General features: G+C 67.8%; 14 protein-coding genes. 1 reads left to right on the forward strand and 13 read right to left on the reverse strand.

What is annotated here, in order from left to right:
* Window positions 1–76: 76 nt before the first annotated feature.
* The 8 genes from QHF89_RS44455 to QHF89_RS44490 all read right to left on the reverse strand — a co-directional run bounded on the left by QHF89_RS44455 (window position 77) and on the right by QHF89_RS44490 (window position 6,466).
* On the reverse strand, window positions 77–1,051 hold the full coding sequence (locus QHF89_RS44455) for a hypothetical protein (protein WP_136929701.1): 975 nt from the start codon (window positions 1,049–1,051) through the stop codon (window positions 77–79).
* 78 nt (window positions 1,052–1,129) lie between these two features.
* A complete protein-coding gene (locus QHF89_RS44460; RefSeq protein ID WP_136972835.1) occupies window positions 1,130–2,056 on the reverse strand; it encodes a PfkB family carbohydrate kinase in 927 nt (308 codons plus the stop codon).
* 11 nt (window positions 2,057–2,067) lie between these two features.
* A complete protein-coding gene (mtnP, locus tag QHF89_RS44465) occupies window positions 2,068–2,946 on the reverse strand; it encodes an S-methyl-5'-thioadenosine phosphorylase (protein WP_136972836.1) in 879 nt (292 codons plus the stop codon).
* The gene (gene gmk / locus QHF89_RS44470; protein ID WP_136972837.1) at window positions 2,943–3,572 is read right to left on the reverse strand and encodes a guanylate kinase; all 630 of its coding nucleotides are present in this window, start codon (window positions 3,570–3,572) and stop codon (window positions 2,943–2,945) included. The genes mtnP and gmk overlap by 4 nt, the downstream gene beginning before the upstream one ends.
* A 48-nt stretch (window positions 3,573–3,620) precedes the next feature.
* The gene (locus tag QHF89_RS44475) at window positions 3,621–4,499 is read right to left on the reverse strand and encodes a YicC/YloC family endoribonuclease (protein WP_136929697.1); all 879 of its coding nucleotides are present in this window, start codon (window positions 4,497–4,499) and stop codon (window positions 3,621–3,623) included.
* A gap of 20 nt (window positions 4,500–4,519) precedes the next feature.
* Complete coding sequence (locus QHF89_RS44480) at window positions 4,520–5,581, reverse strand: NAD-dependent epimerase/dehydratase family protein (protein WP_136972838.1); 1,062 nt, start codon at window positions 5,579–5,581, stop codon at window positions 4,520–4,522.
* 37 nt (window positions 5,582–5,618) lie between these two features.
* Window positions 5,619–5,936: a hypothetical protein gene (locus QHF89_RS44485; protein ID WP_136929695.1), complete on the reverse strand. Its 318-nt coding sequence runs from the start codon at window positions 5,934–5,936 to the stop codon at window positions 5,619–5,621.
* A gap of 17 nt (window positions 5,937–5,953) precedes the next feature.
* Complete coding sequence (locus QHF89_RS44490; RefSeq protein ID WP_136929694.1) at window positions 5,954–6,466, reverse strand: DUF507 family protein; 513 nt, start codon at window positions 6,464–6,466, stop codon at window positions 5,954–5,956.
* A gap of 191 nt (window positions 6,467–6,657) precedes the next feature.
* Between QHF89_RS44490 and QHF89_RS44495 the strand changes: the two genes are divergently transcribed.
* Window positions 6,658–7,398, forward strand: a complete 741-nt coding sequence (locus tag QHF89_RS44495; protein ID WP_232379562.1) for a Crp/Fnr family transcriptional regulator — start codon at window positions 6,658–6,660, stop codon at window positions 7,396–7,398.
* 331 nt (window positions 7,399–7,729) lie between these two features.
* Here QHF89_RS44495 and QHF89_RS44500 read toward each other — a convergent pair whose 3' ends face one another.
* From QHF89_RS44500 to QHF89_RS44520, 5 genes are all read right to left on the reverse strand, one after another.
* Entirely contained in the window at window positions 7,730–8,809 is a 1,080-nt protein-coding gene (locus QHF89_RS44500) for a TIGR04552 family protein (RefSeq protein ID WP_136972839.1), read from the reverse strand.
* Window positions 8,810–8,843: 34 nt separating this feature from the next.
* Window positions 8,844–9,023, reverse strand: coding sequence for a hypothetical protein (locus QHF89_RS44505; RefSeq protein ID WP_136929691.1), 180 nt, complete (start codon window positions 9,021–9,023; stop codon window positions 8,844–8,846).
* Window positions 9,024–9,361: 338 nt separating this feature from the next.
* On the reverse strand, window positions 9,362–9,799 hold the full coding sequence (locus QHF89_RS44510) for a hypothetical protein (protein ID WP_136972840.1): 438 nt from the start codon (window positions 9,797–9,799) through the stop codon (window positions 9,362–9,364).
* 49 nt (window positions 9,800–9,848) lie between these two features.
* A complete protein-coding gene (locus tag QHF89_RS44515) occupies window positions 9,849–10,289 on the reverse strand; it encodes a c-type cytochrome (protein ID WP_136972841.1) in 441 nt (146 codons plus the stop codon).
* A gap of 125 nt (window positions 10,290–10,414) precedes the next feature.
* The coding region (locus QHF89_RS44520) for an OmpA family protein (protein ID WP_284721755.1) at window positions 10,415–10,919 on the reverse strand (505 nt) is incomplete at its 5' end.

Genomic DNA, 10,919 nt, shown 5'->3' on the forward strand with positions numbered 1-10,919 from the left:
GTTTTTCACCGGATTTGCACGATCGTACGCGTCCTACGGCGCACGCCGCAAGCGTGACGGACGGGACGTTCCCGCGTCAGAGCGGACAGCCGCCGTTGATCTTCACCGCGCTCGCCGCGAACTCCGCGCCTAGCTGCACTGCGTCGGCGCAACTCGCGTCCGCTGCCGCATTCGTCGCGTCACACCAGTCGCCCTTGTAATCGATTTTTCCGTTCGCATCGCGCACGCACTTCGCGATCGGCATCGCGGCGTCGTCCTTGCCCGTGAGGAGCGCGCAGAGCGACTTCTTCGCGAGATCGACCTCGACGGCGTCCGCGTCCTCGAGCGTGATGTACCCCTCGATCTTGCCCGCGTTGACGAACGTGAACTGGTTCTCCTCGGGAAACGGACGGCAGAGGTTCAGCGGATCGAGGCCCTCGGCGTTGTAGGTGCCCACGCAGTTGTTGTTGGACGAGAGCTTTCCGCCCAGGATCTGCGCCTTCTTGAGCGGCAAGAGGATGGGGGCGCCGCCCTCGGCCGTGTACACGGGGACGATGATGTCCTGTCCCTCCGTCACCTCGAACGTGCCCTGGGACAGGTCACTCGAGAACTTGATCGGCGTGATGTTGAAACCACCGATCATTTCGTTCACAAACGAAAAGCCGTCCGCGGGGTTCGCGACGGGCTTCGCGCCGCCCGTGCAGACGGTGTTCGTCGCCGTGTCGAAGTGAAGCAACCACGAGAACGTGCCCTGACCGGACAGGTTGCACTTCGTGTCGTCCAGCGCGACGCCGCCCGCGACCGTCTTGCCGATGAAGCTCGCAGCCGCGAGCGTCGCGGGCTTGCTGATGATGATCTGCGACATGCGCAGGCCGAACTCCGTCTGGCCCGCGTTGTCCACGAGCGCGATACACGTGGGATCGGCCGAAACGCACTCGGCCGTGAGCCCGCAGTTCGCGCCCGAGGGAGGGGGCTGGGAGGGCGGCGTATCATCGCCGCAGCCGCTGCCGAGGACCCCGAGAGACAAAAGCCCGAAGGCCGCGAGCGACGCGGCCACGTTGGAAAAGCGCATCCGTGTTTCCTCCACGCAAAAAGGAGCGCGGAGACTATCACGGACAGCAGCCGCTCCGCGCGGGGCGGAGCGGGCGGATCACATCGTGCTGGCGCCGAACTCGTAGAGCTTCTGGATCTCGGTGACGCGCGCGGAGACTTCGTCGCGCACGAGCACCCCGACCTTCCCGGTGCCTACCGCCTCGACGCAAAACGACGCCGTCGCCGTCGCGTGCACCATCGCGCGTCGGAGCGCGAGCGGCGTGACCTCGGGCTGCGTCGCGAGGTAGCCGAGGAAGCCGCCCGCGAACGAGTCGCCCGCGCCCGTCGGATCCACCTCGTCTTCGAGCGGGAAGCCGTGGGCCGCGAACACGCCCTCCTCGTCGAAGAGGAGCGCGCCGTGCTCGCCGCGCTTGATGACGAGGCGCTTCGGGCCACGCGCGAGGATGTCGCGGGCCGCGCGCCGGATGTTGTGGATGCCCGAGAGCTGCCGCGCCTCCTCGTCGTTCACGATGAGCACGTCGATGCGCTTGAGCATCGACGCAAGCAGCGTGGGCTCGCCCGTGATCCAGAAGTTCATCGTGTCGGCCACGACGAGGCGCGGCGAGCGCACCTGCTCCAGCACGTCGAGCTGGAGCCCCGGATGGATGTTGCCGAGCAAGAGGAACGGCGTGTCGCGGAACGCGTCCGGCAGGCGCGGGCGGAAGTCGGCGAAGACGTTGAGCTGCGTGTCGAGCGTGGTGCGGTGGACGAGATCCTGATCGTACCGGCCCGCCCAGCGGAACGTCTTTCCAGTCGCGCGCTCGATGCCACGCGTGTCGATCCCGCGGGCCTGCATCGCGATGAGCACGTGCTCCGGGAAGTCGTCCCCGACGACGGCGACGACACGCACCGGCGCGAAGACCGACGCGGTCATGGCCGCGTACGTGGCCGAGCCGCCCACGACGTCGCGCGCCTTGCCCGAGGGCAGGTCGAGATCGTCGAAGGCCATGGATCCAACGATGAGAATCGGAGAGGACGTGCTCACGGCGGCCCCTTCTAGCATGAGAGATCTGGCAAAAGCCACGACAGCCGCGCCCGCGTCTGCTCGGGTACGAGGTCACGTCGGGTCATGACCGCGTTCGCGAGCGCGCCGTGCGCCGGGCTCGTCTTGGGATCGGGGAGCGTCGACGAGAGCCCACGCAGCGCGCGTCGCGCATACGCCACATTCTCCCGGAGCACCGCGATCACGGCCTCGACCGTCACCGCCTCCTCGGTCGCGTGCCAGCAGTCGTAGTCCGTGGACATCGCGAGCAGCGCGTAGGGGAGCTCCGCCTCGCGCGCGAGCTTGGCCTCGGGCATCGCCGTCATGCCGATCACGTGCACGCCCCAGCTCCGATAGAGGAGGCTCTCCGCGCGTGTCGAGAACTGCGGGCCCTCCATGCAGACGTACGTGCCGCCGCGGTGGAGCTTCTTCTGCGTGCCTGCGAGCGCCTGCGAAGCGGCGTCCGCGAGCGCGGCCGAGAGGTGCGGGCAGACCGGATCCGCGAACGCCACGTGCCCCACGACGCCGCCCTCGAAGAACGTGCTCGTGCGGCGCTTCGTGAGGTCGATGAACTGATCGACGACCACGAGATCCCCAGGCGGGATCTCCTCGCGCATCGATCCCACCGCGCTCACGCTGACGAGGTGCGTGGCGCCGAGCTTCTTCAACGCGCACACGTTCGCCCGGTAGTTGATCTCCGTGGGCGAGAGCCGATGACCACGGCCATGGCGCGGCAAGAACAGGAGCGTGGTCCCGGAGTCGCGATCGCGGCCGCGAAACACGACGTCGCTCGGCGGCCCGTACGGCGTCTCGACGTCGACTTCCTCGACGTCTTCGAGATCCTCGAGCGCGTAGACACCGCTGCCGCCGATCACCCCGAGGACGTGGCTCATGTGGAAGCCCCGACTTTCCCCTCCGCGAGCATCTGCTCGCAGAGCAGCGCGTGCCGACCGCGACGGCAGCGCTCGGCGAACACCACCGCACGGAGCTGATCGTACGCCCGCTCGAGGTCGTCGTTCACGATCACGTAGTCGAAGAATCCGTAGTGCTCGATCTCGCCCTTCGCCGCCCGGAGGCGCCGCAGCGTCGTCGGCTCGTCCTCGGTGCCGCGGCCGCGCAACCTGCGCTCGAGCTCGGCGAGCGAGGGCGGCAAGATGAACACGGAGGCGGCCTCGGGCATGCGCGCCTTGATCTGCCGCGCGCCCTGGTAGTCGATGTCGAAGAGCACGCCGCGCGCCTCACGCTTCGCGATCTCGATCTCGGCGACGCTCGTGCCGTAGGAGTTGCCGTGCACGGGCGCCCACTCGGCGAAGGCATGCTCGCCGATCATCAGATCGAACGCGTCCTTGTCGATGAAGTGGTACTCGCGCCCGTCCACCTCGTTCGGGCGTGGCTTGCGCGTCGTGTGCGAGACCGAGAAACGCAGGTCCGGAAACTCCGCGCGCAGCCGGTTGCAGAGCGTCGTCTTCCCCGCCCCGGAAGGGGAGGAGACGATGAGGAGGAGGAAGTCGCTCACCATTCGTATCGGTCTCGTGCTGGGGTGTTGGGGCCTTGGCGCGTGTCCGCGTCACTCGACGTTCTGCACCTGCTCGCGGAGCCGCTCGAGCTCGACCTTGATGCCGACGACGATCTGGCTGACCGAGGCGTCCTGGGCCTTCGCGCCGAGCGTGTTGGCCTCGCGTACCATTTCCTGCAGAAGGAAGTCGAGCCGCCTCCCCACAGGCTCGCCTCCGCTCGCCGCGAGCACGCCTTCGAGCTGATCGAGGTGGCTGCGCAGCCGCGTGAGCTCCTCGGTGAAGTCACTCTTGTCGACGAGGATCGCGAGCTCGAGCTCGAGCCTGCCCCGATCCACCGTGAGCTCCGCGCTGGCGAGCAACCGTTCGAGCCGCTCGTGCAGCCGGCGTTGCGCCGCCTCGCGCAGACCGTCCGCCTGTGAAGCAATCGCTTCGATGAGGCGCCGCAGGGCCTGGCATCGCCCCGAGAGATCCGCGAGCAGCGCCTCGCCTTCCGCCCGGCACATCGCGTCCATCGCCGAGATCGCAGCCTCGATCGCGCGGCGAACGGCGTCGCGCACCGCGGCGAGCTCCGGCCCCGCCGGCGGGATGAACAGATCCGGCACGGCCGAGAGCAGCGCGAGCGGTAGTTCCGCGCCCGGCGCGAGCTCGTCACGCAGCGCGAGGAGCTGCCGGAACGCCGCGCGCGCGCGCGCCACGTCGAGCGTCGCCGCCGTCAGCACCGGCCCCTCCGTGCGCACGACGAGCTCGACACGTCCGCGACGCAGCCGCTCGCGCACCACCTGCTCGGCGAAGAGCGCGATCTCGGCGAGCTCCCGCGGCAGCCGCGTTCGAACGTCGAGGAAGCGCTGGTTGACGGAGCGGATCTCGGCGAGCACCCGGCCCTCCCCGAGGGTCACCTCGCCGATCCCGAACCCCGTCATGCTCCGCATGGCTCTGCCGGATACGTCGCTCACCGAAAGAGTGCAACAACGTTGGTTGCAGCACCCGTGCTGACGCCGTTCTCCCGCGTACTTTGTGCACGCCGCTCGGCCGCCCGCCGGGCCGCCTCGGCCGGACCTGCGGCCCGGAGCGCCTCGAGGTAGGCGACCGTCGGCGCGATGCCCTCCTCCCACCGTACGGAAGGCTCGTACCCGAGGATGTCCCGCGCGAGGCTCACGTCCGCGAGCGAATGCCGCACGTCGCCGGGCCGGGCCGGGCCGTGCTCGACGTCGAGCGCCCTGCCGAGGACACGGCCGATCTCGACGCAAAGCGCGTTCAGCGACACGCGCCGTCCGCCCGCGATGTTGACGACCTCGCCCGCGAGCTTCCGGGGCGACGCGGCCGCGAGCAGGTTCGCCCGCACGGCATTGTCGACGAAGCAAAAATCACGCGTCTGCTCGCCGTCGCCGAAGATCTGGATGGGCCGACCCGCGAGCGCAGCATCGACGAAGCGCGGGATCGCCGCGGCGTAGGGCCCCTCGGGCGTCTGGTGCGGGCCGAAGACGTTGAAGTACCGCAGGCACATCGTCTCCAGGCCGTAGATCGACGAGAAGACGCGGCAGTAGCTCTCGCACGCGAGCTTCGTCACGGCGTACGGCGAGAGCGGCATCGGCGGCATGTCCTCGCGCTTCGGCAGGACGGGCGTCTCGCCGTAGGCCGAGGACGACGCGGCGAACACGACACGACGCACGCCGACACGGCGCGACACATCGAGCACGGTGACGGTGCCGCCGACGTTGACGGCGTCGCTCGTGACCGGGTCCTCGACGCTGCGCGGCACCGATCCGAGCGCCGCCTCGTGGAAGACGACCTCGACGCCCGCAGCAGCTTTGGCGACGGCCTCGGGGTCACGGATGTCGCCCTCGATGCGCTCGACCGCGGAGGAAGGGGAGATCCCGTCGAGGTTCTCCCACATCCCCGTGGCGAGGTTGTCGAGCACGCGGACGCGCTCGCCCGCCGCGACGAGCGCCGCGACGATGTTGGTGCCGATGAAGCCGGCGCCGCCGGTGACCAGGTAACGAGGCGTGGACATGCCCGATTCGATGCTCGAAGGCGCAGGCGCTCGCGGCCTACTTCTTCTTGAACAGATCGTCGAGGCGGGCCTTCGACTTGGCGATCTGCGCGGACGTATCTTCCGGAACGCCGTTCTTGAACGTGAAGAACGTGCAGAAGTTCGACTTCTCCCGATCCGGGATGTACTCGGCGATCCGCTCCTTGCACTGGTTGTGCGCGGACGGATCCCAGTACTCGCAGTTCTTGCAGCAGTGCATGTCGACGCCGCAGTGGGGACACGTGTCGGCGCGCTGGAGCTTCACCTCGAAGACGAGCTCGTTCTTGCACTTGTGGCAGAAGTGGCGCTTCTGCTCGACCTTCGGAATCCAGCCCATCGGTCTCTACTCTCCCCTCAAACGAGCCCTTTGCGGCGCTGGATCTCGTTCTTGATCTTCTGGTACTCGACCTCCCAGGTCCGAGTCCCTTCCTGCAGGTTCTTCATCTTGTTCCGGACCTCGGCGTCGAGCTCGTCGTCGGCCGCGAGGTACTTCTTCAGCACCGGCCGCATGCGACGCCTGAGGTCGTGATCCTGTCCGTAGACCTCGTCGACGTTGCCCGAGTGCATGAGCATCTCGATGCACTGGTCTAGCAAGTAGTCGAGGATGTCTTCGCCGATCTTGATGCCTTTTTGCTCGGCGATGATCTTCCGGATCCGCCCGAGTTCCGAGGGCGGCAGGCCACGCGACTCGAGCGTGGCCTTCGACTTGTCCATCACTTCCTTTTCGGTCGCGAGGTACTGAGAAAAGACGGACTCCAGGTCGCGGACCACCTCTTTTCGGTCCTCACACTCGATCTCCCCGTTGTCCGCCAGGGTTTTGACGATTTCTTCGCTGAGAGGGGCAATTTTACCGCTAAAGAGGCGCATCCAACGATCCGTAGCTTCAGGGGAGCGGGGCACCGGATCCCCGCCGACTTGGGTTCTTCGGCTGGGGCTTCGGCCCCCGAAAGGTACGGGCCGTACTTCGGAGATGTCAACGCAAGCCGCGTTCTTTTTCTGGGCCCGCACGGCGAAAACGCACCTAGAGGAGCAGTCTCGATATGATGGGTAAGGATGCGATGGCACCGAACGTCCCGGCTCGTTCCGGCGCGGTCGGCAACGACGGGGGGCTCGATCCGGACGCACGCAAGCGGCGGATTCTGCGGCGTGGAGCGGTCGGTAGCGCGGCTTCGCCCGCGTCGCAGACCCTCCTGGCCGACGCTGGAACGATCCAGCGAGTCACGCGCGGGCGGCCGCTGGTCACCCAGGGCGACCCCGCGAACTCGGTGGTGATGCTCGGCAGCGGACGCGTCCGCCTGGTCCGGGCGCTGAACGAAGGGCACACGCTCTCGCTCGGCTACCGCGGCGCGGGCGACCTCCTCGGCGAGGCCGCGCTCGGCGGCGTCCCGAACCACCGCGAGAGCGCGATCGCCACGGAAGACGTGGAAGCGCTCGTCGTGCCGATTGCCACGATCCGTGGGCTCATGTCCTCGGATCAGGCCTTCGCGAACGCGCTGGTCGGCGCGCTCGTGGAGCGCAACGCCGAGACGGAAGAGCGTCTCGCCTCGATGCTCTTCCGCAACGTGGAAGCGCGTCTCGCCGAGTTCTTGCTCAAGGCCGCCCAGCGCTGGGGCATCCCCGACCCGCGCGGCGTCCTGATCTCGGCGCCCTTCACGCACCAGGAGATGGCCAGCATGATCGGCTCCACCCGCGAGACCGTCACGCTCACCCTGGGCGAGCTCCGCCGCAAAGGCATCATCGAGGTCGACCGCCGCCGCATCGTGGTGCTCGATCGCGAAGGCCTCAAGACCCGTACCTGATCGCGCTTTGGCAGCCCCTGGCGGGAGGTTGGGGCGTTGCCCCAAACCCCAGCCGGGGGCTGTCCGCCCCCGGCACCCCGGACCAGGCACGGCCTGGACCGAGGGCATAGAAACCGCGCGATGCGCGGTTTCTACGACGGGCCCGTGGCAAGACCCTCCACCACCTCGCCTACCAAGACAGCAGCGCGGACGCGTCGCTTGACGACCTCATCCCTGTCGACAGCGCGCTTGCGCGCTGTCGCCCTCGGTCCAGGCCGTGCCTGGTCCGGGTCCAGGGGTGGACAACCCCTGGTCGGGGTCCGGGGTGAAACCCCGGCGCGACGCTCACTCTTCAGCGCGGTCGCTTCGTCGGAACGCGCGTCGGCGCTCGACCGCCGAGCTTCAGCCGACGCATCACGGCCACCTTCTGGCGTTCCTTGTACTTCGCGTGGCTCGCGTCTCCGAGCTCGTTGGCTGCTTCCGTCTCGCGGTCGATGAGCTGGAACTCGCAGAGTACGAACACGAGCGGCCCGAGTGCCCACGCGGCTGGCGGCGCGAGCTCCATGATCTCGGGCGGCAGCCGCACCGGTAGATCCACCACGAAGTGGATCACGCGATAGCTCTGATCGCTGAACGTGTTGTTGCTGAGCGTCAGACCGTCGTCCACGCCTGCTTGCAGCTCTCGAAGGAGCATCCGCAGGAAGGGGTGACGCTCGCAATAACTACGGAAGTGAAAGATTGTGTTCGTGCTCTGCCCGGGCACGACGTAGTTGAACGGGAACAGCCGCTCCGACAGGTAGAGCAGGATCGGCAGGATGTCGTCTGCCTCCCGCGTCACGATCCGGAACCGCAGCTTGTCGTAGATCGCTGCGGCCGTCGTGTCGGTCTTCGAGAGCAGCTTCGTGTAGAGCGAGTCCTTGTTCTTCCGCCCGCCGATGAACTCCGTGATGGGGAAGCCCGCCGCGAGCATCCCGCCCACGATCCGATAGACCTTCTCCTCCACCAGGTGGAACACATCCTGGTCGGACATCGGGATCGAGAAGAGCAGCTCGCGCCCCTCGAGGTGATGGATGATGTGCATCGCCTTCAGGATCGTGCAGGCGCAGAGCTGCCTGTGACCCTTGCCCGAGGCGAGCACCAGAAGCTCCTCCACGGAGCAGCGGGCGACGGGCTTGGGGATGGGGAACTCGAAGTGCCGACGTAGGTAGGCGATCGCTTCGTTCTTGATCGCTTCGAGCCGTGCGCGATCGGCGGGCTCTTCGGGTCGGAACTCCTGCGCTCGCAGGAGAACGCGCGCCTCTTCCTCGTCGCGAACGTGGAGCCTGTGCCAGTCGACGACGGAGTCGCCTCGCAGGATGAGACGCACCGCCTCGAGATCCATCAAGGAGAACTCGTCGAGGCCCTTGAGGGAGCCGACGGTGTCGTACGTCATGACCCGAGGTTAACAGCGCCGAATCGACTGCGTTTCACGCACGCGCGTTCGGCGGCGCGGGCGGCGGCGTGTTCGGCGTACGGCCGAGCGAGAGCGTGCCAAAGAAGATACCGATCGTCAGGACGACGACGGCCGCGTGCCCGAGATATGCACCACTGCACCCGATCGCAGCGAAGGGAGCGAGAGCGGCCAGGTACCAGGGCGTGATCTTCATCGGTCCTCCATCAGTGCAGGCGACCCGTCCCTCGGATCGCCCTCCGACGCCGCGGCGCGGCCCCTGTCCAAGAACGACAGAGTGCGCTCATCAGCGACAGATAAGTGCATGTAGGATAAGCTGCCACACCCCAAGCCAACGGGCCAAGAAGTAGCGGTGTCTGGGGCGCCGCATCAAGCGAATTCGTCACACGTTCCGTTCCCGCACGAAGCCTCACGGGCATCAACGGCGAAATATCGAACGGATTCGTAGGCTTGACGTCGGTTTTGCAGGTCGTCTCCAGGGCGCCGAACCGTGTCCCCGGGGACGCAGGTGATGCCTGAAGGACGCTGTCTGCCTCAGCGAAGCGGCACGGTGATCTTCTCGGCGTCGCCGAGCGTCAGCGTGCGCTGGATCGAGTCGCTGCGATCCGCGCGGTCGATGCGGATGTCCAGTGCATACGAACCATCTGGCAAGTGCACGGTCGTATGGACGATTTTCGGCGCGCGGCCCGGCTCGAAGCGGAACGAGCTGCCGCTGACGGCGCCCGCCTCCGCGCCTGCGCGCGACCACGTCACGTCGAAGCCGACGACCGTGCCGATCTCGCCGTCGAGACGAAAATCGACCGTGTGCTCCTTGGGCCAGTGCGGCGCGAGCGACAGGAACGCCGCGCCTCCGCCCGCGAGCAGGAGCAACGACAAGAGCCGTCGCCTGAGCGGCGAAGGCGCGAACAGGGGCTTTGCCGAGCCCTCGGCCTCGGGCTGCGTCTCCTCGTCCGGCGTCGTGTCCCGCTGCATCGGGCGCAACCTGACGAGCAGGAATGGCGAAGTCAAACGGGCGCGTGGATCAAGGCGAGCGGTTCGCGCGGATGCGGCCGACGAGGCCCGCGATGACCGGGTCCGGCAGGTTGCTGAACGCCGGCATGCGGTTGCGACCCTTGCGGATCACGTCGGCCACCTGCTCATCCGTCACCTGCGCCTGCCAGTCCGATCGCGTGAGATCCGGCGCGCGCATCATCGGCCCTTGCGGCCCGTCGCCCTTGCCGCGCTGGCCGTGACAGCTCGCGCAGTTGCGCTGCCAAGCGATCTCCACGAGGCTCTGATCGGGGCCTTGCTCCGCGGAGCTGCGCGGACGCGCGGCGACCTGCCCGGGTTGTTGACCGAGGGGCTGATCGTGATCCGTCGACTTCCACTCACGCACGTCGCGCGAGGAGCGATCACACCCCGCCGCGAAGACGAGCGATGAGGCGAGGAGCAGCGACGTGAGGACGAACGGGCGCATGGCCATGAAGGGATGATGGGCCCGGGGCGGGTTGGCCAGCGTTTTTCGGCGGCTGGTTTCGCCTCACCCCGGGTGGCGAGAAGGAGGGCGTCAGGAAGGCAGGAGCGCGGGCGAGGGGAGATGCGGGATCGTCAGGGCGCGCAGGCGTCGAGGACCTTGGGCGCGCCGCCGTCGACCGGCATCTTCATGATGGGCTTGCCGTTGATCGCCGCGTTGATGAAGTCGGTGCGACGGTTCTGGGCCTTGCCCTCGGCCGTCTTGTTGTCGGCGACGGGCTTCGTCACGCCGAACCCGACCGCGATGAGGCGCTTGCAATCGACGCCCTTGCCCACGAGGTACTTCGCCGCCGACTGGGCGCGCCGCGCGGAGAGGTCGAGGTTCTTCGCCGCGTCGCCGTCCGCGTCCGTATGCCCCTCGATGCGGAGCAACGTCACGTTCGGCTTCGAGTCGAGGTACGACTTGACCTGATCGAGGATCGGGAAGCTGACCGGCTCGAGCTCCGCGCTGCCCGTCTTGTAGACGATGGCGCCGGGGAGGAGGAGCTTGTTGCCCTCCATCTTGAGGTCGGACGCGGGCGCCGCGGCCGGGGGCGGCGGCGGCGGCGGCGGGGGCGGCGGGGGCGGCGGCGGCGGGGGC

The sequence above is a fragment of the Polyangium sorediatum genome (assembly GCF_029946465.1).
Taxonomy (GTDB): domain Bacteria; phylum Myxococcota_A; class Polyangia; order Polyangiales; family Polyangiaceae; genus Polyangium; species Polyangium fumosum.